The 23,658-nt window shown below is 69.9% G+C and carries 21 protein-coding genes; 9 read left to right on the forward strand and 12 right to left on the reverse strand.

What is annotated here, in order from left to right; translation table 11 throughout:
- Positions 1-75: 75 nt before the first annotated feature.
- Both proB and obgE read right to left on the reverse strand, forming a co-directional pair.
- The gene (gene proB / locus BUB57_RS00625; protein ID WP_073060391.1) at positions 76-1,212 is read right to left on the reverse strand and encodes a glutamate 5-kinase; all 1,137 of its coding nucleotides are present in this window, start codon (positions 1,210-1,212) and stop codon (positions 76-78) included.
- A complete protein-coding gene (gene obgE / locus BUB57_RS00630; protein ID WP_073060394.1) occupies positions 1,209-2,237 on the reverse strand; it encodes a GTPase ObgE in 1,029 nt (342 codons plus the stop codon). Before obgE ends, proB begins: the two co-directional genes overlap by 4 nt.
- Before the next feature lie 179 nt (positions 2,238-2,416).
- Between obgE and BUB57_RS00635 the strand changes: the two genes are divergently transcribed.
- From BUB57_RS00635 to BUB57_RS00655, 5 genes are all read left to right on the forward strand, one after another.
- Positions 2,417-3,829, forward strand: coding sequence for a protein adenylyltransferase SelO (locus tag BUB57_RS00635; protein WP_073060398.1), 1,413 nt, complete (start codon positions 2,417-2,419; stop codon positions 3,827-3,829).
- A 17-nt stretch (positions 3,830-3,846) separates the two neighbouring features.
- Positions 3,847-4,647, forward strand: coding sequence for an endonuclease/exonuclease/phosphatase family protein (locus tag BUB57_RS00640; protein ID WP_073060401.1), 801 nt, complete (start codon positions 3,847-3,849; stop codon positions 4,645-4,647).
- A 40-nt stretch (positions 4,648-4,687) separates the two neighbouring features.
- Entirely contained in the window at positions 4,688-5,965 is a 1,278-nt protein-coding gene (gene eno / locus BUB57_RS00645) for a phosphopyruvate hydratase (RefSeq protein ID WP_073060404.1), read from the forward strand.
- Positions 5,966-6,620: 655 nt separating this feature from the next.
- Positions 6,621-7,031 (forward strand): DUF983 domain-containing protein, encoded by a 411-nt coding sequence (locus BUB57_RS00650; protein ID WP_073060407.1) that lies wholly within the window; start codon positions 6,621-6,623, stop codon positions 7,029-7,031.
- Positions 7,028-7,735 carry an NUDIX hydrolase gene (locus BUB57_RS00655; protein ID WP_159435539.1) on the forward strand — a complete coding sequence of 236 codons (708 nt, stop codon included), beginning with the start codon at positions 7,028-7,030 and terminating at the stop codon, positions 7,733-7,735. The genes BUB57_RS00650 and BUB57_RS00655 overlap by 4 nt, the downstream gene beginning before the upstream one ends.
- Here the strand turns inward: BUB57_RS00655 and BUB57_RS00660 are convergent.
- From BUB57_RS00660 to BUB57_RS00690, 7 genes are all read right to left on the reverse strand, one after another.
- Positions 7,723-8,208 carry a cytochrome c-type biogenesis protein gene (locus BUB57_RS00660; protein WP_073060410.1) on the reverse strand — a complete coding sequence of 162 codons (486 nt, stop codon included), beginning with the start codon at positions 8,206-8,208 and terminating at the stop codon, positions 7,723-7,725. The two genes, BUB57_RS00655 and BUB57_RS00660, sit on opposite strands and share 13 nt — an antisense overlap.
- On the reverse strand, positions 8,205-10,166 hold the full coding sequence (locus BUB57_RS00665) for a heme lyase CcmF/NrfE family subunit (RefSeq protein ID WP_073060413.1): 1,962 nt from the start codon (positions 10,164-10,166) through the stop codon (positions 8,205-8,207). The genes BUB57_RS00660 and BUB57_RS00665 overlap by 4 nt, the downstream gene beginning before the upstream one ends.
- 231 nt (positions 10,167-10,397) lie before the next feature.
- On the reverse strand, positions 10,398-10,961 hold the full coding sequence (locus BUB57_RS00670; RefSeq protein WP_073060416.1) for a 3TM-type holin: 564 nt from the start codon (positions 10,959-10,961) through the stop codon (positions 10,398-10,400).
- Entirely contained in the window at positions 10,952-11,563 is a 612-nt protein-coding gene (locus tag BUB57_RS00675) for a holin-associated N-acetylmuramidase (RefSeq protein WP_073060418.1), read from the reverse strand. The genes BUB57_RS00670 and BUB57_RS00675 overlap by 10 nt, the downstream gene beginning before the upstream one ends.
- Positions 11,564-11,662: 99 nt before the next feature.
- On the reverse strand, positions 11,663-12,103 hold the full coding sequence (gene ccmE / locus BUB57_RS00680; RefSeq protein WP_073060422.1) for a cytochrome c maturation protein CcmE: 441 nt from the start codon (positions 12,101-12,103) through the stop codon (positions 11,663-11,665).
- Positions 12,104-12,121: 18 nt separating this feature from the next.
- Positions 12,122-12,934 carry a glutamate racemase gene (locus BUB57_RS00685; protein ID WP_073060426.1) on the reverse strand — a complete coding sequence of 271 codons (813 nt, stop codon included), beginning with the start codon at positions 12,932-12,934 and terminating at the stop codon, positions 12,122-12,124.
- A gap of 258 nt (positions 12,935-13,192) precedes the next feature.
- Positions 13,193-16,606 carry an indolepyruvate ferredoxin oxidoreductase family protein gene (locus BUB57_RS00690; RefSeq protein ID WP_073060429.1) on the reverse strand — a complete coding sequence of 1,138 codons (3,414 nt, stop codon included), beginning with the start codon at positions 16,604-16,606 and terminating at the stop codon, positions 13,193-13,195.
- Positions 16,607-16,753: 147 nt separating this feature from the next.
- On the opposite strand from BUB57_RS00690, the gene BUB57_RS00695 reads away from it, so the two are divergent.
- The 3 genes from BUB57_RS00695 (at position 16,754) to aat (ending at position 20,931) form a co-directional block, all read left to right on the forward strand.
- On the forward strand, positions 16,754-17,650 hold the full coding sequence (locus BUB57_RS00695) for a LysR family transcriptional regulator (protein WP_073061959.1): 897 nt from the start codon (positions 16,754-16,756) through the stop codon (positions 17,648-17,650).
- A 285-nt stretch (positions 17,651-17,935) separates the two neighbouring features.
- Positions 17,936-20,116 carry a phosphoribosylformylglycinamidine synthase subunit PurL gene (purL, locus tag BUB57_RS00700; protein ID WP_073060432.1) on the forward strand — a complete coding sequence of 727 codons (2,181 nt, stop codon included), beginning with the start codon at positions 17,936-17,938 and terminating at the stop codon, positions 20,114-20,116.
- Between the two features lie 74 nt (positions 20,117-20,190).
- A complete protein-coding gene (gene aat, locus BUB57_RS00705; RefSeq protein ID WP_073060435.1) occupies positions 20,191-20,931 on the forward strand; it encodes a leucyl/phenylalanyl-tRNA--protein transferase in 741 nt (246 codons plus the stop codon).
- On the opposite strand, the gene BUB57_RS00710 is transcribed toward aat, so the two are convergent.
- Genes BUB57_RS00710 through BUB57_RS00720 form a run of 3 tightly spaced genes read right to left on the reverse strand, consistent with a single transcriptional unit; the run spans position 20,829 to position 22,280 of the window.
- Positions 20,829-21,389 (reverse strand): DUF2155 domain-containing protein, encoded by a 561-nt coding sequence (locus BUB57_RS00710; RefSeq protein WP_073060439.1) that lies wholly within the window; start codon positions 21,387-21,389, stop codon positions 20,829-20,831. The genes aat and BUB57_RS00710 overlap by 103 nt on opposite strands.
- Complete coding sequence (gene mlaD, locus BUB57_RS00715; RefSeq protein ID WP_073060443.1) at positions 21,386-21,898, reverse strand: outer membrane lipid asymmetry maintenance protein MlaD; 513 nt, start codon at positions 21,896-21,898, stop codon at positions 21,386-21,388. The genes BUB57_RS00710 and mlaD overlap by 4 nt, the downstream gene beginning before the upstream one ends.
- Before the next feature lie 7 nt (positions 21,899-21,905).
- Positions 21,906-22,280 carry an NADH:ubiquinone oxidoreductase subunit NDUFA12 gene (locus BUB57_RS00720; protein ID WP_073060448.1) on the reverse strand — a complete coding sequence of 125 codons (375 nt, stop codon included), beginning with the start codon at positions 22,278-22,280 and terminating at the stop codon, positions 21,906-21,908.
- Positions 22,281-22,449: 169 nt separating this feature from the next.
- On the opposite strand from BUB57_RS00720, the gene BUB57_RS00725 reads away from it, so the two are divergent.
- Positions 22,450-23,622, forward strand: coding sequence for an NAD(P)/FAD-dependent oxidoreductase (locus tag BUB57_RS00725; RefSeq protein ID WP_073060451.1), 1,173 nt, complete (start codon positions 22,450-22,452; stop codon positions 23,620-23,622).
- Positions 23,623-23,658: the final 36 nt, after the last annotated feature.

Consider the following 23,658-nt stretch of genomic DNA (forward strand, 5'->3'; position numbering starts at 1 on the left):
CCTCTTCTGTCCGCAAATATCCTCGGGGGGAATCGCCGTCAGGCGATGGGGGGCAGACAGCCCCCCTGCGGCGGTTCAGCGGTTGACCGCCATGTCGTCGCGGTGAACCAGCGCGGCGCGGATGTTGCCGCCGAGGATCGCGGCGATTTCCTCGCTGCGCCTTCCGGCGATGCGGGCGGCGTCGGTGGAATCGTAGCGCGCCAGCCCCTGCGCCAGCGCCGCGCCCGAGGGGCCGCGGATCAGCACCGGATCGCCGCGGTGAAACACGCCGCTGACCTGCCGCACGCCCGCCGGCAGCAGCGAACGCCCGTTCGCCAGCGCCCTTGCGGCGCCTGCATCCACCACCAGCTCTCCCCTCGGCTTCATCGCCGCGATCCAGCGCTTGCGGGCCGCCTGCGGGTCGCCCTCGGGCAGGAACCAGGTTACCCGCGCGCCCTGCGCCACCGCCGACAGCGGCCGGATCACCGAGCCCTCGGCGATCGCCATGGCACAGCCGCCGGACACGGCGGTGCGCGCCGCCATCAGCTTGGTCTTCATCCCGCCCTTGGACAGCCCCGAGACGGGGTCGCCGCCCATCGCCTCGATCTCGGGGGTCAGATGCGCCACCACCGGCAGATGCCGGGCGCTGGGGTCGGTCTTGGGGTTCGCGGTATAAAGCCCGTCCACGTCGGACAGCAGCAGCAGCTGGTCGGCGCCGCAGGTCACCGCGATCTGCGCTGCCAGCCGGTCGTTGTCGCCATAGCGGATCTCGTCGGTGGCGACGGTGTCGTTCTCGTTCACGATCGGCACCACGCCGAGGCCCAGCAGGGTTTCCACCGTCGCGCGGCTGTTGAGGTAGCGGCGGCGATTCTCGGTATCCTCCAGCGTCACCAGGATCTGCGCGGTGATCACGCCATGCGGGGCCAGCATCTCCTCATAGGCGCGGGCAAGGCGGATCTGCCCGACCGCCGCCGCCGCCTGGCTTTGTTCCAGCGTCAGCGCCCCCGCCTGCAGGCCCAGCACCCGCCGCCCCAGCGCGATCGAGCCCGAGGAGACCAGCACCACATCGGCCCCGCGCGCGCGCCATTCGGCCACATCCGCGCACAAGCCGCGCAGCCAGCCCTCGCGCAGCCCGGCGTCGTCCACCAGCAGCGCGCTGCCGATCTTGACCACCAGCCGCCGGACCCGGGCGATATCGGGGGTCGCCACTGCCGTCTCTGCCGCCAGGCTCATGGCCGCCACGGCTCCGCATCGTCGGCCCGGGTGGCGCGGGTCGGCTCGATCTGCGCCCACAGCGCGCGCAGCACCTCGGTCACCCCCTCGCGGGACACGCCGGACATGGTCATCACCGGACCGCCGATCTCGGCCTGCAGCGCGGCCAGACGCTCGGCCCTTGTCTCGTCGTCCAGCGCGTCGATCTTGTTCAGCACGGTGATGCGGGGCTTTTCCGCCAGCACCGGGGAATAGGCGGCCAGCTCGGTCAGGATGGTGCGCGCGTCCGCCGCCACGTCCTCGGACGTGCCGTCGACCAGATGCAGCAGCACGTTGGAACGCTCCACATGGCCCAGGAACTGGTCGCCGAGGCCCCGGCCTTCGCTGGCGCCCTCGATCAGCCCGGGGATGTCGGCCATCACGAACTCATGCCCGTCGATCCCCACCACGCCAAGATTCGGCACCAGCGTGGTAAAGGGGTAATCGGCGATCTTGGGGCGCGCGTTCGACACCGCCGCCAGAAACGTCGATTTCCCCGCATTCGGCAGCCCCACCAGCCCGGCATCGGCGATCAGCTTCAGCCGCAGCCACAGCGTGCGCTCCACCCCCGGCAGGCCGGGGTTGGCCCGGCGCGGCGCCCGGTTGGTCGAGGTCTTGAAATGCAGGTTGCCAAAGCCGCCGTTGCCGCCCTTGGCCAGCAGCACCCGCTGCCCCGGCTCGGTCAGGTCGGCGATGACGGTCTCCTGATCCTCGTCGAGGATCTCGGTCCCGGCCGGGACCTTCAGCACGATGTCGTCGCCGCTGGCGCCGGTGCGCTGGCTGCCCATGCCGTGCTGGCCGGACTTGGCGAAGAAATGCTGCTGATAGCGGAAATCGATCAGCGTGTTCAGCCCGTCCACCGCCTCGGCCCAGACATCACCGCCGCGGCCGCCGTCGCCGCCGTCAGGGCCGCCGTATTCGATGAACTTCTCGCGCCGGAAGGACACGCAGCCCGCCCCGCCGCCGCCCGAGCGGATATAGACCTTGGCTAGATCGAGGAACTTCATCGCGGCTTCCCTGGCATGGTCTTGCAGGGATACGCGCGCCGCCCCCCGTTCGCAAGCAGCGGCTCTGGCAGATTCGGGCGGTCCTAAATATCCCGGGGGAGCGCGCAGCGCGGGGGCAGAGCCCCCACCCGACGCGTCCCGCCCTTACAATCCGCGGCCGCTTTACCCACATGGTCGGAATGACCCAGCCCATCGCCTTCGACAATTCCTATGCCCGGCTCGGCCCCGGCTTCTATACGCGGACCGCGCCGACCCCGGTGCCGGGACCGGCGCTGATCGCGGTGAACGAGGGTCTGGCGCGGCGGCTGGGGATCGACCCCGACTGGCTGCGCGGCCCGCAGGGGCTGGCGATGGTGGCGGGCAACGCCGCCCCCCCGGGCGCCGAGCCCATCGCGCAGGCCTATGCCGGCCACCAGTTCGGCGGGCTGTCGCCGCAGCTGGGCGACGGGCGCGCGGTGCTGCTGGGCGAGGTGGTGGCCCCGGACGGGGCGCGCTTCGACCTGCAGCTGAAAGGCTCCGGCCCGACCCCGTTTTCGCGCCGCGGCGACGGGCGGTCGTGGCTGGGTCCGGTGCTGCGCGAATATGCGGTCAGCGAGTTCATGGCCGCCGCCGGCGTCCCCACCACCCGCGCCCTGGCCGCCGCCCTGACCGGCGAGACCGTGTGGCGCGAGGCACCCCTGCCCGGCGCGGTGCTGACCCGCGTGGCATCCAGCCACATCCGCGTCGGCACATTCGAGTTCTTCGCCATTCGCGGCGACGTGGACCGGCTGCGGGCGCTGGCCGAGCATGTGATCGACCGCCACTACCCCGAGGCGCAATCCCCCATGCAGCTGCTGGAGCGCGTGGTCGCGGCGCAGGCCGAGACCATCGCGCAATGGATGGCGCTGGGGTTCATCCACGGGGTGATGAACACCGACAACATGGCGGTTTCAGGTGAAACCATCGACTACGGCCCCTGCGCCTTCATGGATGGGTTCCACCCGGACCGCGTGTTTTCATCGATCGACCGGGCCGGGCGCTATGCCTGGTCGGAACAGCCGCATGTGGCGGTGTGGAATCTGGCGCAGCTCGCCTCCTGCCTGCTGCCGCTGATGGGCGACGCCGATGCGGCGGTGCCGCAGGCCACCCGCATCGTCCACGGCTTTCCCGCGCTTTACGACGCCGCCTGGCTGAGACGCTTCGGCGCCAAGCTGGGGCTGGCGCAGCCGACCGAGGCGGACCGGGCGCTGGTCGAACGGCTGCTGGCGCTGATGGCCGCGCAGCAGGCCGATTTCACCCGGGTGTTCCGTGGACTGGCCACCGGCGCCGCCCGCGACGAGTTCCGCGACCCCGCCCCCTTCGACGCCTGGGCGCAGGACTGGCAGGCGCGCAGCCCCGATCTCGGGCTTGCAGCCGGGGCCAGCCCCGTCCGTATCCCCCGCAACCACCGCATCCAGCAAGCCATCGACGCCGGGTTTGAGGGCGATTTCGCGCCCTTCCACCGGCTGGTCGCGGCGGTGACCCAGCCCTTCGACGACCGCCCGGACTGGGCCGACCTGGCCGATCCGCCCGCGCCGGGACAGGAAGTCCGCGTCACCTATTGCGGCACCTGACCGACCGGGAAAGACCCATGCGCATTCGACTTGCCAGCTACAACCTGCATAAATGCCGCGGCTCGTTCGGCCCCTTTGCGCCCGAACGCAACCTCGACGTCATCGCCGAACTGGGCGCCGATATCGTAGCGCTGCAAGAGGTCGATTTCCGCATGGGCGACCGCCCCGAGGCCCTGCCCCGCCAGCTGATCCAGGCCCGCACCGGGCTGGTGCCGATGCAGCACCGCCGCACCTCGGACCAGTCGCTGGGCTGGCACGGGCAGACCATCCTGCTGCGCCCGGAGCTGGCGGCGGTGGCGCGATCGCGCCCCGTGGCGCTGCCGGGGATCGAGCCGCGCGGCGCGGTGGCGCTGCATCTGCCGGGGCTGACGGTGATGGCGGTGCATCTGGGGCTGATGCGCTCGTCGCGGCGGGCGCAGCTGGCGCGGCTGGCGGCCAAGGCGGGGCGGCTGGACGGCGGCTCGGTGGTGCTGACCGGGGATTTCAACGAATGGCACGGCGAACGCGGGCTCGAGGCGCTGACCGATCTGGACGTGATCGCCCCGGGGCGCAGCTGGCCGGCGCTGGCGCCGCAGCTGCGGCTGGACCGGATCGCGGTGTCGCCCGGCGTCACCGTGGCGGCCAGCGGGGTACTGGACACGCCGCTCGCGCGCATGGCCTCGGACCACCTGCCGATCTGGGCCGACCTGCATGTCACCCGCCCGGCGCTGCCCGACGACCGGCCGCTGCGTGCGGCCGACAATGTTTCCGACTACAACCGCGCGCTGGTTGCGCAAACAGCGGCGGACGGGGTTCCTCCGGGCGGGCCGAGCGGCTAAGACGCGGGCAAATCCCGCCTCTCAGCACAGGACTTGCCCCATGACCGCCATCATCGACATCTTCGCGCGCGAGATCCTCGACAGCCGCGGCAACCCCACGGTCGAGGTCGACGTGACGCTGGAAGACGGCACCATGGGCCGCGCCGCCGTGCCCTCGGGCGCGTCGACCGGCGCGCATGAGGCGGTGGAAAAGCGCGACGGCGACAAGGCGCGCTACCTGGGCAAGGGCGTGCTGGAAGCCGTGGCATCCGTCAACGGCGAGCTGGCCGAGAACCTGATCGGCGAGGACGCGACCGAGCAGCGCGCCATCGACCTGATGATGTGCGAGCTGGACGGAACCCCCAACAAGTCCCGGCTGGGCGCGAATGCGATCCTGGGCGTGTCGCTGGCGGTGGCCAAGGCGGCAGCCGACGCGACCGCGCAGCCGCTTTACCGCTATGTCGGCGGCACCGGCGCGCGCATCCTGCCGGTGCCGATGATGAACATCATCAACGGCGGCGAACATGCCGACAACCCCATCGACATCCAGGAGTTCATGATCATGCCGGTTTCCGCGGACAATATCCGCGAGGCCGTGCGCATGGGCGCCGAGGTGTTCCACACGCTGAAAAAGGAACTCTCGGCCGCGGGCCTGTCCACCGGCATCGGCGACGAGGGCGGCTTTGCCCCCAACCTGTCCTCGGCCCGCGACGCGCTGGATTTCATCCTGCGGGCGGTGGAAAAGGCGGGCTACAAGCCCGGCGACGACATCATGCTGGCGCTGGACTGCGCCTCGACCGAATATTTCAAGAACGGCCGCTATGAGATGAAGGGCGAGGGCAAGACCCTGACCTCGGCCGAGAACGTCGATTACCTGGCCGCGCTCTGCGCCGATTATCCGATCCTGTCGATCGAGGACGGCTGCGCCGAGGACGACTGGGACGGCTGGCAACTGCTGACCGAGCGGCTGGGCGATCGCGTGCAGCTGGTCGGCGACGACCTGTTCGTGACCAACCCGGCGCGGCTGGCCGAAGGCATCGCCAAGGGCTGCGGCAACAGCCTGCTGGTCAAGGTCAACCAGATCGGCACCCTGTCCGAGACCCTGGACGCGGTGATGATGGCCGACCGCGCGGGCTACACCTCGGTGATGTCGCACCGCTCGGGCGAGACCGAGGACGCCACCATCGCCGACCTCGCCGTCGCCACCAACTGCGGCCAGATCAAGACCGGCAGCCTTGCCCGCTCGGACCGGCTGGCGAAATACAACCAACTGATCCGCATCGAGGAAATGCTGGGCGCCACCGCCGAATACGCCGGCCGCTCGATCCTGCGCGGCTGAGCCCCGACGGGGGTGACCGCACGTCGGTCGCCCCCTCCTCCGGCCGCACCGATTCGCCGCCGCGTCCCTCCAACTCCACCTTCCGCCCTCGGCGGCCCCGCTCCTTCTTCCTTGCAGAAATATCCCGGGGCTTCCGAGCGCCCGGAATAGGAGGCGGATCAGAAAACAGCCCACGAGGCTATTTTCCCACCGGATGGTCCCATGGACCGTTTTCAGCGAGGAAGGCTGCGGCAGCGACCCGGGGCACCGCCCCCGTCCGGCCGTGGCGCTGGGTCCGCGACTCTGCCCTCTTGCTAGATATCCCGGGCTTTCCGAGTGCACGCAATGGAAGGCGGATCAGAAAACAGCCCCACGGCTGTTTTCTCGCCGGATGGTCCGGTGAACTGTTTCAGCGAGAAAGGCCGGGGCAACGCCCCGCTCGGGCCGCGGCGCCGGAGCCGCCGCTCTTGGCAGATATCCCGCTGGCTTCCGACGCCGGATTAGGCGGCCACCAGAAATCGCCCCGAAACCTGCGTTCCCGCCAGATGACTCGGTGCACCGTGTCCAGCGCAGAAGCCCCCCCTTCCCGCCTTCTGCGGCGAAATGTTGCAGATGGCGGTGGCGTCCGGCGCGGGCAGTGCCTATCTTTCCTTCCGAACAATGCCGAAGGAATGACATGACTGCACTCAGCGATCCGGTGCTTCCCGACCGGCCTCTCGGGGAAGCGATGCGGCGCGGCGCCTCGGGGCGTTGCCCGTCCTGCGGGGACGCGCGGATGTTTTCGGGCTATCTGCGGGTCAAGGACCATTGCAGCGGCTGCGGCGAGGCGCTGCACCACCACCGCGCCGATGACGGGCCGGCGTATCTGACCATCCTCATCGTCTCGCATATCGCCACCGCGCTGCTGCTGGCGATCTACATGATCTACCGCCCCTCGACCGAGCTGCTGGTGGCGACCTTCCTGGGGGGCGCGCTGGTCGCCTCGCTGATCCTGCTGCCGATCATCAAGGGCGGGTTCGTGGGGATGCAATGGGCCAAGCGGATGCACGGCTTCGGCGGCCAGCCCGACCGGGCCCCCGAACCATGACCGAGGCGCCGCTGCCCCGAAGCCCCGGCGACGCCGGGCTGGCACCCGCTGCCCCGACCCCCGCCACGAAACCCGCCCCCGACCGCATCCGCGACGCCGCCACGGTGATCCTGGTCGACCGCGACCGCGCGGACGGGCCGTCGGTGCTGATGGGGATGCGCGGCGCGGGGGCGGCGTTCATGCCCTCGAAATACGTGTTTCCCGGCGGCGCGGTCGATCCCGGCGACGGCGAGGGCTGCCGCGACGCGCTGTCGGACGCCTGCCGCGCCCGGCTGGCGGCGCATCCGGTGACAGCGGCCGCCATCGACCCCGATGCGCTGGCCGGCGCCGCCATGCGCGAGATGGCCGAGGAAACCGGCCTGCAGCTGGCCCCCACCGCCGACGATCCGCTGCTGTTCGTGTTCCGCGCGATCACGCCCCCCGGGCGGCCGCGCCGCTTCGACGCGCGGTTCTTCCTGATCGACGCACGCAACATCGTCGGCGACCGCGAGGATTTCTCGGCCGCCTGCGACGAGCTGAGCCACCTGCACTGGGTGCCGCTGGCCGAGGCCCGCGCGCTGGACCTGCCCTTCATCACCGAGGTGGTGCTGGCCGAGATCGCGCAGCTGGTGGCCGAGGCCGGGCCCGGGCCGCTGTCGGTGCCGCTCAGCGTGCCGTTCTTCGACAACCGCAACGCCGAGACGCGGTTCCTTCAGCTGTCCTGATCGCGCATCAGCGCGTCGAGCCGGGCGCGTTCCTCGGGCGTCAGCGCCTGCGGGGCGGGCGCGGTCTCGGGGCGGCGGCCGCGCAGGAACAGGATCCCCGCCAGCAGCGCCACCAGCGCCATCAGCGGCCCCGCCCAGTAGAGGATCAGGTTCGCGCCCTCGGGCCGCGGCTCGAACAGCACGTATTCGCCATAGCGCTCGGTCACTGCCTGGATGACCTCGGCGTCGCTGTCGCCCTCGACCAGCCGCTCGCGCACGTAAAGCCGCAGGTCGCGGCTGATCGGCGCATTCGATTCGTCGATGTTCTCGCCCTGGCAGACCGGGCAGCGCAGCACCTGCCCGATCTGGCGGGCGCGGTGTTCCAGCCCCGGGTCGGCCAGCACCTCGTCGGGCTGCACCGCCCAGGCGCCCTGCGCGATCCCCAGCGCCAGCACCGCCAGCGCCAGCCGCGCGCCCCTCAGCCGCGCGCTCATTCCGCGGCCACCGCGCGCACGGGTGCGGCCCGGCGGGCCGGCACCGCCACCCGCCAGCGCCGGTCGGTCAGGCTGATCAGCCCGCCCAGCGCCATCAGCCCGCAGCCCAGCCACAGCCAGAAGGCAAAGGGCTTGATATAGCTGCGCACCGCCCAGCCGCCGCCCTGCTGCGCGTCGCCGATCACCAGATAGATGTCGCCGAACACCGAGGTGCGGATCGAGGCCTCGGTCGTCGGCATCGACTGCACCGGATAGACCCGCTTTTCGGGATAGAGCATCGCCACCTGCCGCCCGCCCCGCTCGACCCGCATGGTGGCGGTGGTCGAGATGTAGTTCGGCCCGGGCATCTCGGAGACGTCGACCAGGGTGATGTGATAGCCGGCGACCTCGAAGCTTTCGCCCTCGCGCGCGACGCGGATATCCTCGACCGACCAGGCCATCAGCAGGCTGATGCCGATGAAGGTCACCCCCAGCCCGGCATGGGCCACCACCCGGCCCCAGTCGGCGCGCGGCAGCCGCGCCAGCCGCCCGGCCTGTCCGCCGGCGCGCTGCCAGATGTCGACCGCGGCGCCCGCGATCAGCCAAGACCCCAGCGCCGCGCCGACCACCGCCAGCCCGCTGTTGCCGGTTGAGACCGCATAGGTCAGCGCCGCCACCGCCACCGCCAAGACCACTGCCGGAACCAGTGTGCGCACGGCGCGGCCCAGCTTGCCGCGTTTCCACGGCAGGATGGCGCCGATCGGCAGCACGATGGCCAGCACCACCATGAAGGGGGTGAAGGCCTGGTTGAAGAACGGCGCCCCCACCGACAGCTTGCGGGCCCAGAACATCTCGGCCACCAGCGGCCAGATCGTGCCGATGAACACCACCAGCGAGGCCACGGCCAGCAGCATGTTGTTCAGCAGCAGCGCCCCCTCGCGCGAGACGGGCGAGAACACGCCCTTGGCGGTCATCGCCCCGGCGCGGGCGGCAAACAGCGTCAGCGCACCGCCCACGAACAGCGCCAGGATCGCCAGGATGAACACCCCGCGCGCCGGGTCGCTGGCAAAGCTGTGGACCGAGGTAATCACCCCCGAACGCACGATGAAGGTGCCGATCAGCGAAAACCCGAATGCGACGATGGCCAGCAGGATGGTCCAGCTTTTCAGGGTCTCGCGCTTTTCCACGACGATGGCGGAATGCAGCAGCGCCGCGGCGAACAGCCAGGGCATGAAGCTGGCGTTTTCCACCGGATCCCAGAACCAGAACCCGCCCCAGCCCAGCTCGTAATAGGCCCACCACGACCCCAGCGCGATGCCGATGGTCAGGAACACCCAGGCGGCCAGCGTCCACGGCCGCACCCAGCGCGCCCAGGCGGCGTCCACCCGCCCCTCGATCAGTGCGGCCACCGCAAAGCTGAAGGACATCGAAAGCCCGACATAGCCGAGGTAGAGGAACGGCGGATGGAAGGCGAGCCCGGGGTCCTGCAGCAGCGGGTTCAGGTCGCGCCCGTCAAAGGCCGGCAGCGGCATCCGCACGAAGGGGTTCGAGGTGAAGATGATGAACGCCAGGAACGCCGCCCCGATCGCGCCCTGCACCGACAGCACCCTTGCCCGCAGCCCGGGCGGCAGATGTTCGCCGAACACCGCCGCGGCGGCCCCGAACAGCGCCAGGATCAGCACCCACAGCAGCATCGAGCCTTCGTGGTTCCCCCAGACGCCGGTGATCTTGTAAAGCATCGGCTTGGCCGAGTGGCTGTTTTCATAGACCAGCGCCACGCTGAAATCCGAGGTGACGAAGGACCAGGTCAGCGCCGCAAAGGCGATGGCCAGCAGCCCGAACTGCGCGACCGCGGCGGGGCGGGCGCTGTCCATCCAGGCGGCATGGCCGCGCGCGGCCCCCAGCATCGGCACGACAGTCTGGAACAGCGCGATTCCCAGCGCGAGGATCAGCGCGAAATGCCCGGTTTCGGCAATCATACGGAAAAACCCCCAACGTAGGAACCGGGGGTTACAGTAAGCCCTGCGCGGCCGCGCGACCAGCCCCGCCTGCGGGGCCGAGTGTCACAGCCCCGTCAACGCCGCCGCTCACCCGAAGTGTCCCGGCGGACTTCGGGCGGTTGGCAAATATCCTCGGGGGGAGTTGCCGAAGGCAACAGGGGGGCGGACAGCCCCCCTGCCACGGTTCTGCCGGGACGGCTCGGCGCCCCGTCAACGCTGCGTCGTGGCGGCGATACCCCCTGCCCAGTCCCGCAAGGCCGCATTGTCGGCAAAACCGTCACCCTCCGGCGGGACAGCCCGAGGCTCTGTCGGCGCATCCTCGCCCCCGGTCAGCCCCGCCCCGGTCGGCTCGTCCACGGCCGCCCCGGCCCCCGCCGGTGCCTCCGGGTTCCCGCGCAGGCGGTTGCGCCAGTAATGCCCCTCGCGCCCGACGAAATGCAGCCCCAGCATTGCGCCCGACAGCCACCACAGCGGCTCGGGCATCCCGGCCATCGCCTCGACCCGCGCGGCAAAGCCCTCGGGGTCCAGCATCGCGTAGCCCCCGACCGCCACCGCGCCCAGCATCAGCAGCGGCCGCGGCAGGCGGTTGAGCGCATTCACCAGCCCGTCGAAACCGCCGCGGGCGAACTCGGCCTCGATGCGGGCCAGACCCTCGGCCGCGTCGCGGCTGGGTGCCACTTTTCGCGCGGCCAGCGCCTGCGCCACCCGGGCGGCAGCCCCGGCGGCGGTGGAAATCTGCTGGCTGCGGCTGGTCAGTCGGTCGATCAGGCCCATGTCGCGGTCCTTTCGCGGTGCTGCGCGTCGGTCAGGTGATAGCGGGCCGAGATGAACTCCTCGGCGCGGGTGATCCAGCCGCCCTTGCCGCCGTCCTTGCGGCGGGCGTATTTGCGGCTGGCGGGGCGGGCATCGGCAAGGGCGTAGTAATAATTGCGCCGGGCGATGCCGTAGGCGTCGGCGATATGGGCGGGCGCGGCCGCGGCGGCAGCGCGGGCGGCGGCCTCGGTCCGGGGCCCGACGATGCCGTCGTCGGCACAGGCGAACCCCATGCGCGCGACCAGCCGCTGCAGGATCTTCACCGCATTGGCGCCGGCGTTCACCTGCATGTCGAAGACGCTGGCCTGCAGCGCCTGCGGCAGCCGGTCCAGCCCGGGCTTGCGGAAATAATGCTCGATATAGATCTGCGCGGCGCGGGCGCGGTCCAGCTTGCGCAGATCCGCTGCTTCCACGCGCCCGTTGCCGTCCAGGTCCAGCCCCAGGCTGTGCATGGTCCCGATGGTGACCCCGAAATTGGTGGCGCCGCCGGGGTCGTCGGGGTCGTTCACATACCCCCCCTCGCGCGCCACGATCGCGGCCGCGAGCTGTTCGACTGTCTGCATCCCTGCCCCCTTTCGTCCAAGGGCGGCAGGGTTGCCCGATCCGGTTAAGGCTTTCTTAACGATGCGAGCGTTGCAGGGGTGGCAGCTGGCGGCGCGGCGTCAGCTGTTCGGCGCCTGATAGGAATGCTGCTCCAGCGAATCGACCAGTTCGCGGGGCATGTAATCCTCGTCATGCTTGGCCAGGATCTCCGAGGCGACGAACACCCCGTCGACCATCTGGCCGGTGCCGATCATCCCCGAGTTCTCGGCGAAAAGATCAGGCAGGACGCCGGTAAAGCTGACCTGCACCGTGTCGCCGCCATCGGTGACCGCAAAGCTGACGGTGGTGCCTTCGCCTCGCAGCAGCGAGCCTTCCTCGACCATGCCACCCAGCCGGAACACCTCGCCCGCGGCCGGAGGATTCTCGGCCAGCTGGCTGGGCGAGCGATAGAGGTTGATCCCGTCGCGGAAGCCGTAGCCGATCAGCACGGTGGCGATCAGCAGCGCCACCGCGGTCGCGATCAGGACCTGGACCCGGCGCTTCTTCTTGAGGGATTTCATGGTATTTCCCCTGTCTATTCAGGCAGATTCGAATTGGATGGACTGGCGCAGAAACTGCGTCGCCTTGGCGGTGACCCGGGCGGGATCGCCGGTGGTCAGAAAGCGCGAGCTGGTGCCGGGGCCGATGAACTCGGGGCGGCGGTGCAGATAATCCTCGAGGCTCTCGGCCACCAGATCGGCCTGCGAGAACACCCGCACCCCCTCGCCCAGCGCCTCGCGGAAGGTCTGCTCCATCAGCGGGTAATGGGTGCAGCCGAGGATCGCGGCCTCGGGGTGCGGCATCCGGCGCTTGAGGGCCTCGACATGGGAACGCACCAGCGCCTCGGCCAGCATCTCGTCGCCGTCCTCGATCGCGTCGACGACGCCGCCGCAGGGCTGCGCCTCGACATCGACGCCGATGGCGCGGAACGCCAGTTCGCGCTGAAAGGCGCGGCTGGCGACGGTGGCGGGGGTGGCGAACAGCGCCACATGCCGGACCGCGACCTCGCGCGGGGGCGAGTTGTCGCCCCATTGCCGTTCGGTCATCGCCTCGATCAGCGGCACGAACACCCCCAGCACCCGCTTGCCCGGCGGCAGCCAGTTTTCCTGCATCCGGCGCAGAGCGGCGGCGCTGGCGGTGTTGCAGGCCAGGATCACCAGGTCGCAGCCCTCGTCCCACAGCCGCTCGACCGCGCGGCAGGTCAGCTCATAGATATTGTCCGCAGTGCGCACCCCATAGGGGGCATGGGCGTTGTCGCCCAGATAGACCAGCGGCAGATCCGGCATGCGGCGGGCAATGGCCTGATGGACGGTCAGCCCGCCCAGCCCCGAATCGAAAACGCCGACAGCCATCCACCCCTCCGTGTTGCTGCGACCACATCTAAGGCGAGCGGCGCGCGGAATCCATGACCTTGGTCATGTTGTCGCGGCCGGACCGGGGCGCTGCCCCGGGCCGCTACCGCGGCCTTCCTCGCTGAAAACGGTCCACCGGACCGTTTCCCGGGCGCTCGGAAGCCCCGGGATATTTACGGACAGAAGAAGCACGCCCTGCTACGAAGCCGCTGCCTGCTTGCCCGAATATCCCCGCCGGAGGCAGGCCCGGGCTTCCCCCTATTCCGCCGCGATGCGCAGTTCCGGCTGCCGGGGCCAGCCGCCGGCGCGGAAGGCGGCCAGCAGCTCCTCGCGCCGGGCGGCAGCTTTCTCGGCGGCCTCGTGCTTGATGAAGCCGTAGCCGCGGATGTCCTGCGGCAGGGCGGCAAGCTCGCGGGCGATCTCGAGCGTCTCGGGCGTCACCCTGGGCAGCACCTCTTCCATGTCGCGTTCGTATTGCCGGGCCAGGGCGCGCTCGAACCGGCGCTCGCCCTGCCAGCCGAACAAATCCAGCGGCGTGCCGCGCAGGCCCCGCAGCGCCGACAGCGCCCGGAATACCGGCAGGATCCACGGGCCGAAGTCGCGCTTGCGCGGGCGGCCCTCGGGGGTCTTGCCGCCCAGGAAGGGCGGGGCGAGGTGGAAGGTCAGGTCCAGATCGCCCTCGAAGCTGCGGGCGACGCCCTCGGCGGTGGTCAAATGCAGGCGGGCGACCTCGTATTCGTCCTTGATCGCCAGCAGCCGATACCAGCTTTCCGCCACGGTCTCGCGCAGTTCCGGGGGCGCCATCTCGACCAGCCGCAGGAAGCGGCGCTTGAGCCGCGGGCCCTGATAGCCGACCAGTCGGTCTGCCCGATAGGCCACCGGGTCATGCGCCTGCGCCACCTCGGGCACGGGTGCGGCCTGCTGCGGGAACAGCACCGCCCAGCGGCCGATCTGGAAGGCGCGCTGGTTTTCCTCGGCCTTGGCACCGTTCAGCTCGATCGCGCGCAGGATCGCCGCTTCGGTCAGCGGGATCAGCCCCTGCTGCCAGGCAGCGCCGGTGATCAGCATGTTGGAATAGATCGAATCGCCCAGGTAACGCTCGGCCAGCTTGGAGGCGTCGAGGAACCCGACCCGCTCGCCCAGCCGCGCCTGCAGCGACAGTTTCAGCCGGTCGCCGGGGACGTGGAAGTCGCGGTTGCGGGTGAATTCACCGGTGATGATCTCGTGGTCGTTGACCACCGCGCCGGTGCGGCCATGGGTCATCAGCCCCACGGTCCTGGCCCCCGCGGTCACCACCAGATCGCCGCCGATCACCGCGTCGGCCTCGCCCACCGCGACGCGGATGGCGCTGATGTCTTCGGGGGCGTTGGCCAGCCGCAGGTGGATATGGACCGCGCCGCCCTTCTGCGCGAGGCCGGCCATCTCCATCATGCCGGCGCCCTTGCCGTCCAGCTGCGCGGCCTGCGCCAGCACCGCGCCGATGGTCACCACGCCGGTGCCGCCGACGCCGGTGATCACGATGTTGTGGGTGCCGTCGATGGCGGGCAGCACCGGCGCGGGCAGGTCCGGCAGCTCCAGCGCCTGCGCAGCCGGGCGGCGCAGCTTGCCGCCCCGGACGCTGACGAAGCTGGGGCAGAAGCCGTTGACGCAGGAATAATCCTTGTTGCAGCTGGACTGGTCGATGGCGCGTTTGCGGCCCAGTTTCGTGTCGAAGGGCACGACCGAGACGCAGTTCGACTGCACCGAGCAATCGCCGCAGCCCTCGCAGACCTCGGGGTTGATCCAGATGCGGCGGTCGGGGTCGGGGAAGGCGCCGCGCTTGCGGCGGCGGCGCTTTTCGGCGGCGCAGGTCTGGACATAGACGATGGCGGTCACGCCCGGCACCTGCGCCAGTTCCCGCTGCACGCCCATCAGGCTTTCACGCTTCTCGATCCGCAGCCCCTTCGGAAACGCCTTGGGGTCAACGTCCTCTTTTTCGTCGTGGACCAGCACCACCGGCACATCCAGCGCCTGCAAATCGCGCACGATCTGGGGCGCGGTCAGCCCGCCCTCGTTCGGCTGGCCGCCGGTCATCGCCACCGCGTCGTTGAACAGGATCTTGTAGGTGATGTTGGTGCCCGCCGCCTTGGCCGCGCGGATCGCCAGCGAGCCAGAGTGGTTGTAGGTGCCGTCGCCGAGGTTCTGGAACACATGCGGGCGCTTGGAGAACGGGGCCTCGCCGATCCAGTTCGCGCCCTCGCCGCCCATCTGGGTGAAGCCGGAGGTCTCGCGGTCCATCCACTGCACCATGTAGTGGCAGCCGATCCCGGCATAGGCGCGGCTGCCGTCCGGCACCTTGGTCGAGGTGTTATGCGGGCAGCCCGAGCAGAACCACGGCGTGCGCACCGCGATTTCCGGGGCGTTGTCGTTGCGCCTCGTGTCGGCCAGCCGGGACAGCGCCGCGTCCAGCCGGTCGGTGCGCCGGCCTTCCTCGATCAGGATGCCGCCCAGCCGTTCGGCGACCAGCACCGGGTCCAGCGCATAGCGGGTCGGGAACAGCTCCAGCCGGCGGCCGTGTTCCCAGGTGTCGCCCTTGTGCCAGCCATAGACGCGGCGGCCGCGGCGGTCATCGAAGATCGCCTCTTTGACCTGCACCTCGATCAGCTTGCGCTTTTCCTCGACCACGATGATCAGTTCCAGCCCCTCGGCCCATTCGTGGAAGCTGACCATGTCCAGCGGCCAGGTCTGGCCGATCTTGTAGGTGGTGATGCCCAGCCGCTCGGCCTCGGCCGCGTCGATGCCCAGCAGCCCCAGCGCGTGCACCACGTCCAGCCAGTTCTTGCCGGCGGCGGCGATGCCGATCTTGGCGCCGGGCTTGCCCCAGACGCGGCGGTCGATACGGTTGGCGCGGGCAAAGGCCTCGGCCGCGAAGCGCTTGTAATCGATCATCCGCGCTTCCTGCGCGACCGGATTGTCGCCCAGGCGGATGTTCAGCCCGCCCTCGGGCATGGCGAAATCCAGCGGCACGGCAAAGCTCATGCGGAAGGGGTCGCCGTCGACGACACTGGTCGCCTCGACCGTGTCCTTCATGGTCTTGAGCCCGGTCCAGACACCGGCGAAACGCGACAGCGCCCAGCCGTAGAGCCCATAGTCGAGGATTTCCTGCACCCCCGCCGGCGACAGCACCGGAATATAGGCATCGACCATCGCCCAGTCGGATTGATGCAGCACCGTCGAGGATTCGCCGGTGTGGTCGTCGCCCATCGCCATGACCACGCCGCCATGTTGCGACGAGCCCGCCATGTTGGCGTGGCGCATCACGTCGCCCGAGCGGTCCACCCCCGGCCCCTTGCCATACCACAGCGCGAACACGCCGTCGTATTTTCCCTCGCCCCGCAGCTCGGCCTGCTGGCTGCCCCAGATGGCGGTGGCGGCCAGGTCCTCGTTCAGGCCGGGCTGAAAGCGGATATTGGCGGGGGCGAGCAGCTTTTCCGCCTTCATCATCTGCAGGTCGACCGCGCCCAGCGGGCTGCCGCGATAACCCGTCACCAGCCCTCCCGTGTTCAGCCCGGCCTCTCGGTCGCGGGCGGCCTGCATCAGCATCAGCCGCACCAGCGCCTGCGTGCCGTTCAGCAGCACATGGCGTTTGGTGATGTCGAAACGATCGGCAAGGGAAATATCCTGTATGCTCATCTTGCTTCCTCCCCGGGGGCGTCGATGACCCGGCCTCAGTATAGGTCAGGAACGCTGACCGATAAAGCCCTTTGTGAAATTCCGGTCGGCCCCTATGTATTGCACTTATTGCATGGCAGGTCTTACCCAGCAGGGATGGTAGGAATGGTGGATTGGGACAAGTTGCGCATCTTTCATGCGGTCGCCGACGCGGGCAGCCTGACCCATGCCGGCGACGTGCTGCACCTGTCGCAATCGGCAGTCAGCCGGCAGGTCCGCGCGCTTGAGGAAATGCTGGGCTCGACCCTGTTTCACCGCCACGCGCGCGGGCTGATTCTGACCGAGCAGGGCGAGATGCTGTTCGACGCCACCAAGGCGATGAGCCGCAAGCTGGACACCACCACCGCCCGCATCCGCGACAGCGAAGAACATGTCGCAGGCGAGCTGAAGATCACCACCACCACCGGTTTCGGCACGCTGTGGCTGGTGCCGCGGCTGGGCAAGCTTTACGAACGCTACCCCGATCTCAAGATCGACCTGATGCTGGAAGAGCGCGTGCTGGACTTGCTGATGCGCGAGGCCGACGTCGCCATCCGCATGAAGGAACCCAGCCAGGCCGACCTGATCCGGCGGCGGCTGCTGAACATCCGGATGCGGCTTTACGTGTCGCCGGAATACGCCGCTCAGCGCGGGGTGCCGCAGACGCTGGAAGAGCTGTCGTCGCACCGGCTGATCTGCCAGAACCCGACCACGCCGCAGGTTTCGGCCGGGGCGGTGCTGTCGCAGTCGCTGCTGTCGCGCCACGTCAGCGCCACCCTGCTGGTCAACAGCTATTTCGGCGTCCTGCGGGGGGTGCTGAGCCATGTCGGCGTCGGCATCCTGCCCGACTACATGGAGTCCGAGGCCCCGCATCTGATCCGCGCCCTGCCGGATGTGGAATCCGCCGAGGTGCCGGTTTTCCTCGCCTTTCCCGAGGAATTGCGCTCTTCGCGCCGCGTCGCAGCATTCCGCGATTTCGTGGTAGAGGAGATTCAATCCCTGCGCCGCAACCCTGCCGAAAGCTGATCCCCCGGCGGGAAACCGCTGGCATGCACGCCCTGCATGGCGGTCATGCTGCAATAATCGTCGGGAATCCTTGAAATCCCCGGCACGAGGCGCTTATGTGGATATTGAGGAAGCGCAATGTCTTGTCGTTTCTTCAACCTCCCTGTTGGACTTGGCCGGGCCATCGTGCCCGGCTCTTTTTTTCGCGCCGACGCCGTACTTTCTGCGTTGCAGCGCCGACGGGCCATCTTCCCAAGCCGGGCGTCGCGGCCTATTAGGCGGCCAGGGCCGTGAAGGGGGTTGGACATGCAGAACGAACCGGCGATCACCGACGAGCTGATTGCCTCGCATGGGCTGAAACCCGACGAGTATCAGCGCATTCTGGACATCATCGGCCGCGAGCCGACATTCACCGAGCTGGGAATCTTCTCGGCGATGTGGAACGAGCATTGCTCCTACAAATCGTCCAAGAAATGGCTGCGCACCCTGCCGACCGACGGCCCGCAGGTGATCTGCGGCCCGGGCGAGAATGCGGGCGTGGTCGACATCGGCGACGGTCAGGCGGTGGTGTTCAAGATGGAAAGCCACAACCACCCCAGCTACATCGAGCCGCATCAGGGCGCCGCCACCGGCGTCGGCGGCATCCTGCGCGACGTGTTCACCATGGGCGCGCGCCCCATCGCCGCGATGGACGCGCTGTCCTTTGGCCGCCCCGAACACCCGCGCACGCCCCATCTGGTCAAGGGCGTGGTCGAGGGGATCGGCGCCTATGGCAACGCCTTCGGCGTGCCGAACGTTGGCGGCGAGGTGCGTTTCCACCGCGCCTATGACGGCAACTGCCTGGTCAACGCCTTTGCCGCGGGGCTCGCGCAATCGGACCGCATCTTCTATTCCGCCGCCTCGGGCGTGGGGATGCCGGTGGTCTATCTGGGCGCCAAGACCGGCCGCGACGGCGTAGGCGGCGCCACCATGGCCAGCGCCGAGTTCGACGAATCGATCGAGGACAAGCGCCCCACCGTCCAGGCCGGCGACCCCTTCACCGAGAAATGCCTGCTGGAAGCCTGTCTGGAGCTGATGGCCACCGATGCGGTGATCTCGATCCAGGACATGGGCGCGGCGGGGCTGACCTGTTCGGCCGTGGAAATGGGCGACAAGGGCGGCCTGGGCATCAAGCTGATGCTGGACCACGTCCCCCAGCGCGAAACCGGCATGACCGCCTATGAGATGATGCTGTCCGAATCGCAGGAACGCATGCTCATGGTGCTGAAGCCGGAAAAAGAGGCACAGGCCCGCGAGATTTTCGAGAAATGGGACCTCGACTTCGCCATCGTGGGCGAGACCATCGCCGAGGACCGCTTCCTGATCCTGCACGGCAACGAGGTCATGGCCGACCTGCCGCTGTCGAAACTGTCGTCCTCGGCGCCCGAATACGACCGCCCCTGGGTGGAAACCGCGGCGCCCGAGCCGCTGCCGGCGCTGCCCGAGATCACCCCCATCGCGGCGCTGCGGGCACTGATCGGTTCGCCCAACCATGCGCACAAGGGCTGGGTCTGGGAACAATACGACACCCAGGTCGGCGCCGACACCATCCGCCGCCCCGGCATCGGCGCGGGCGTGGTCCGCGTCCACGGCACCGACAAGGCGCTGGCGTTCACCAGCGACGTGACGCCGCGCTATGTCCGCGCGAACCCGATCGAGGGCGGCAAGCAGGCGGTGGCCGAGGCGTGGCGCAACCTGGTCGCCGCCGGCGCGCGGCCGCTGGCCGCGACCGACAACCTGAACTTCGGCAACCCCGAAAAGCCCGAGATCATGGGCCAGCTGGTCGGAGCGATCAAGGGGATCGGAGAGGCCTGCCGGGCGCTCGACTTCCCCATCGTGTCGGGCAACGTCAGCCTTTATAACGAGACCGACGGGCAGGCGATCCTGCCCACCCCCACCATCGGCGGCGTCGGGCTGGTCGCGCATCTAGACCAGCTGATCGGCGGGCTGCCCCATGCGGGCGACGTGGCGCTGGTGATCGGCGCGACCGCCGGCCACCTGGGCCAGTCGGCGCTGGCGGCCGAGGCCTGGGGGATCGAGGCGGGCGAGCCTCCGCCCGTCGATCTGGCGGCCGAGCGGCGCAACGGCGAGTTCCTGCTGGCGCACCGCAACCACATCCGCGCCGCCAGCGACCTGTCGGACGGCGGGCTGGCGCTGGCTGCCTTTGAAATGGCCGAGGCCGCCGGGCTGGGGGTCGAGCTCGACCCCGCCGACATCCCGACGCTGTTCGGCGAGGATCAGGCCCGCTATCTGGTCGCCGCCCCCGCGGCCGACGCCGAAAGCCTGATCGAGCTGGGCGCAAACGCCGGGGTGCCGGTCGCCCGCGTCGGCAGCTTCCACGGCACCCGCATCACCCTGGGCGGCGATTCGGCGCCGCTGGCCGAACTGTCGGCGCTGTATCGCTCGGCCTTTGCCCGCGCGATCACCGGCGCCGCCGCGCAGGACTAGGACCATGGCCGCGCACGCCCACGGGCGGCGCGGCCACCCTGCCCTTTCCCCACGAAATCAGTTAGCTTCGGGGGATGAGCCAGGATCACCCGCCCCATCTCGGCCCGATGCAGTTGCTTGCCGGCTATGCGCAGGGCATCTTTCCGATGGCCCGCGCCGCCGACGATCCGCGGCTTTACTGGTTCAACCCGCCGTTCCGCGGCATCCTGCCGGTGGGCGGCGTGCATATGTCGCGCTCGCTGCGGCGCAGCCTGGCGCGGGGCGGCTGGACCGCCGACGCCCACCCCGATTTCGATCGCATCGTGCGGCATTGCGCCGACCGCCCCGAGACCTGGATCAACGCCCCGCTGCTGCAGCTTTACCACCGGCTGCATGACAGCGGCCACGCGCAGGCGCTGGCGGTGTATCAGGACGGCGCGCTGGCGGGCGGGATCTTCGGGGTGACGCTGGGCGGGGCGTTCTTTGGGGAAAGCATGTTTTCCACCCGCACCGACGGCTCGAAAATGGCGCTGGTGTGGCTGTCGGACCATCTGTCCCGCTGCGGCTTCACCCTGTTCGACACGCAGTATCTGACCCCGCATCTGGCCAGCATGGGCGGGGTCGAGATCACGCGCGAGGATTATCGCGCCCGGCTGGCCCACGCCCTGCGCCAGCCCGCCGACTACCACGCGCTGCCCTTGCGCAGCGCCGCCGAACTGGCGGCGCAAGGGGGCTACTCTGCCGCCTCAGCCCCGTCCTCATCCTCGACCGGGGCGGTCTCTCCGTCCGGGCCCATGCCCTCGCCGCCCTCGGGCTCGGCGGTGTCGGGCTCATAGGTCAGTTCGGGCAGCGCCAGCCCGCTGCCATCGTCGCAGGTCACCACCCAGACGTCATAGCGCGCATCGTCCAGCGCCGAAATCGCGGGGGATGAGGCGATCATCCAGCCGGTGAACAGGGTACGGCGGCTGTGGGTGTCGGTGATGGTCAGCTGCGCAAAAGCGTCCGAATCGGGATCGGCGGCCGGATAGCGGCATTCCCCCAGCCGCACCTCGAGCCGGCCAAAGACCACGCTGTCGCCCACCAGCAGCGGCAAGTCGGTGCTTTGCCCCGAGACCTTGTCCAGCCCGCGCAGCAGCGCCGCCGGCGCGCGCGCGACCTCACCCTGCACCAGCGGCATCACCGATTCGGCGCGAGTGCCGGGGGCGATGTCGGTGCTGGGCCGAACCGGGGGCGCCTGCGCCCAGGACGGCGCCGCGGCCATGGCCGCCGCCGCAACCAGCGCGGCGCGTATCATTGCCCGCCCTCGGGGTCGGCCGGTTCCGCTGCGGCCGGGACGGATGCGGGGGCGTCCCCGTCATCCGCCTGCGAATCGGCGAATTTCATCAGCAGGGTCAGCAGGCTGACCGCGCCCTGCACATCCTCGATCTCGTCGCCCGGCCCCAGCAGCTCAAGCGCGCCGCCCGGGCGCAGCTCGATATAGGAACCTCCCAGCAGCCCGTCCGACTGGATCAGCGCAGCGCTGTCGGTGGGCAGCAGGATGTCGGCGGGCAGCCGCATCTCGGCCTCGGCGTAGTAGGTCTGCGGGTTCAGGCGGATGTCGGAGACGCGGCCCACCCGTACCCCGGCCAGCCGCACCTCGGTGCCCTTTTCGACGCCGGCGACATTGGGGAACGAGGCGATCAGCGGATAGCTGCCGCGCCCGGTTTCGGCCCAGCCGCCCACCGACCACGCCAGAAACCCCGCGGCCACCGCCAGCACGGCGGCGCCGACCAGCAGCTCGGCCCTTTCGGCGGCAGCGGACACCGCTTCCCTACTCGGGCCGCCAGGCGTCGTAGTCGCGCCGGCGCGCGGGCTCGGCCTGCAGCAGCGAGCCGGCGGGGCGATAGGCGCCCGGCAGCCCGGTCAGGTTCGGCAGATGCGGGCGTTCCCAGGGCTTGTGCGGCAGCGGCGCCTGCGTCGGCGGCTGGTCCCAGGTGTGGTGCAGCCAGCCATGCCATTCGGGGGGCACGCGGCTGGCCTCGGATTCGCCGTTGTAGATCACCCAGCGGCGCTTGCCGTCGGCGGTCTGGTAATAGACGTTGCCCTGCTGGTCCTCGCCGACCTTGCGGCCGAAACGGCGGGTCCAGACCTGGGTTCCCAGGGTCTGGCCGTTCCACCAGGTCAAAATGCGATCGACGATCCACATGGGGCAACTCCGCTCTGGCGCGACTGGCCCACCATATCGCGCATCGGGAGCGCAAGGTCCAGCGCCTTGCGCCCCGCATCCCCGCTGCTTGCGCTGAATTGAAGCACCCCTTGCGCGCGCCTATGCCATCGGCCAAGCCTGTCGCGGCTTTGGGGGATGGGGGCGGCGCATGGCCGAGGTTCTGATTGCAGGCGGGGCGGTGAGGGGGGCCTCGGTCGCGTTCTGGCTGACCCGGCTGGACCCCACGCTGCGCGTCACCGTGGTCGAGCCGGACCCGAGCTATGCCACCTGCTCGACCGCGCTGTCGGCGGCCGGGATCCGCTCGCAGTTCACGACCGAGGTGAACGTGGCGATCAGCCGCTTCGGGATCGAGTTCATCCGCGACTTTGCCCGCCACACCGGCCCCGCGGGCGGCGTCCCCGACCTGGGGCTGCGCGAGAACGGCTATCTGTTCCTGACCCGGACCGAGGCGGGCGCCGCGCAGCTGGAGGCGCTTGCCGCCATGCAGCGCCGGCTGGGCGCGGCGACCGAGGTGCTGGACCGGGCCGTACTGGCCCGCCGCTTTCCGTGGATGCGGCTCGACGACATCGCGGCCGGCGCCTTCGGCCCCCGCGACGAGGGGTTCTTTGACAACATGGGGCTGCTGGCGGGGCTGAAGAACGCGGCCCGCGCCGCGGGCGCGGTGTGGCTGACCGACCGGGTGCTGGGGCTCGATCGCGACGGCGACCGCATCACCGCCGCGACGCTGGAAACCGCAGGCCGCCGCCCCGCCGACATCTTCGTCAACTGCGCCGGACCGCGCGCGGCCGGACTTATGCGCAGCGCCGGGCTGGAACTGCCGGTCGAGCCGCGCAAGCGCACGATCTTCGTGGTCGACGCGCCCCAGGCCCGGCACAAGGACGCGCCGCTGATCGTCGATCCCTCGGGGATCTGGATGCGCCCCGAACACGGGCAATGGCTGGCCGCCACCGTCCCCGCCACCGACGGCCCCTGCGACCCCGAGGATTTCACCCCCCAATCCGCCCTGTGGGAGGATCACGTCTGGCCCGCCCTCTACGACCGGGCCGAGGGTTTCGCAGCCGCGCGGGTGATCCGCGAATGGGCCGGGCACTACGCCTATAACACCCTGGACCAGAACGCGATTGTCGGGCGGCATCCGCTGGTGGCGAACCTTTATCTCGCCAACGGGTTTTCCGGCCACGGGCTGCAACAGGCCCCGGCCGTCGGGCGCGGCATCGCGGAACAGATCGTGCATGGCGACTGGATGACGCTGGACCTGTCGCCGCTGGGGATGCAACGGGTGCTGGACGGACGCCCGCTGGCCGAGGCCGCCATCGTCTGACTCCCCTGCCCCCGGAACGCCGGAAATCCCAACGGA

This window comes from Paracoccus solventivorans (assembly GCF_900142875.1).
In the GTDB taxonomy this organism is placed as follows: Bacteria; Pseudomonadota; Alphaproteobacteria; order Rhodobacterales; family Rhodobacteraceae; genus Paracoccus; species Paracoccus solventivorans.

Excerpts from the sequence above, each read along its gene's own strand:
- proB (WP_073060391.1), bottom strand. The coding sequence starts at position 1,212 with ATGAGCCTGGCGGCAGAGACGGCAGTGGCGACCCCCGATATCGCCCGG.
- obgE (WP_073060394.1), bottom strand. The coding sequence starts at position 2,237 with ATGAAGTTCCTCGATCTAGCCAAGGTCTATATCCGCTCGGGCGGCGGC.
- BUB57_RS00635 (WP_073060398.1), top strand. The coding sequence starts at position 2,417 with ATGACCCAGCCCATCGCCTTCGACAATTCCTATGCCCGGCTCGGCCCC.
- BUB57_RS00640 (WP_073060401.1), top strand. The coding sequence starts at position 3,847 with ATGCGCATTCGACTTGCCAGCTACAACCTGCATAAATGCCGCGGCTCG.
- eno (WP_073060404.1), top strand. The coding sequence starts at position 4,688 with ATGACCGCCATCATCGACATCTTCGCGCGCGAGATCCTCGACAGCCGC.
- BUB57_RS00650 (WP_073060407.1), top strand. The coding sequence starts at position 6,621 with ATGACTGCACTCAGCGATCCGGTGCTTCCCGACCGGCCTCTCGGGGAA.
- BUB57_RS00655 (WP_159435539.1), top strand. The coding sequence starts at position 7,028 with ATGACCGAGGCGCCGCTGCCCCGAAGCCCCGGCGACGCCGGGCTGGCA.
- BUB57_RS00660 (WP_073060410.1), bottom strand. The coding sequence starts at position 8,208 with ATGAGCGCGCGGCTGAGGGGCGCGCGGCTGGCGCTGGCGGTGCTGGCG.
- BUB57_RS00665 (WP_073060413.1), bottom strand. The coding sequence starts at position 10,166 with ATGATTGCCGAAACCGGGCATTTCGCGCTGATCCTCGCGCTGGGAATC.
- BUB57_RS00670 (WP_073060416.1), bottom strand. The coding sequence starts at position 10,961 with ATGGGCCTGATCGACCGACTGACCAGCCGCAGCCAGCAGATTTCCACC.
- BUB57_RS00675 (WP_073060418.1), bottom strand. The coding sequence starts at position 11,563 with ATGCAGACAGTCGAACAGCTCGCGGCCGCGATCGTGGCGCGCGAGGGG.
- ccmE (WP_073060422.1), bottom strand. The coding sequence starts at position 12,103 with ATGAAATCCCTCAAGAAGAAGCGCCGGGTCCAGGTCCTGATCGCGACC.
- BUB57_RS00685 (WP_073060426.1), bottom strand. The coding sequence starts at position 12,934 with ATGGCTGTCGGCGTTTTCGATTCGGGGCTGGGCGGGCTGACCGTCCAT.
- BUB57_RS00690 (WP_073060429.1), bottom strand. The coding sequence starts at position 16,606 with ATGAGCATACAGGATATTTCCCTTGCCGATCGTTTCGACATCACCAAA.
- purL (WP_073060432.1), top strand. The coding sequence starts at position 17,936 with ATGCAGAACGAACCGGCGATCACCGACGAGCTGATTGCCTCGCATGGG.
- aat (WP_073060435.1), top strand. The coding sequence starts at position 20,191 with ATGAGCCAGGATCACCCGCCCCATCTCGGCCCGATGCAGTTGCTTGCC.
- BUB57_RS00710 (WP_073060439.1), bottom strand. The coding sequence starts at position 21,389 with ATGATACGCGCCGCGCTGGTTGCGGCGGCGGCCATGGCCGCGGCGCCG.
- BUB57_RS00720 (WP_073060448.1), bottom strand. The coding sequence starts at position 22,280 with ATGTGGATCGTCGATCGCATTTTGACCTGGTGGAACGGCCAGACCCTG.
- BUB57_RS00725 (WP_073060451.1), top strand. The coding sequence starts at position 22,450 with ATGGCCGAGGTTCTGATTGCAGGCGGGGCGGTGAGGGGGGCCTCGGTC.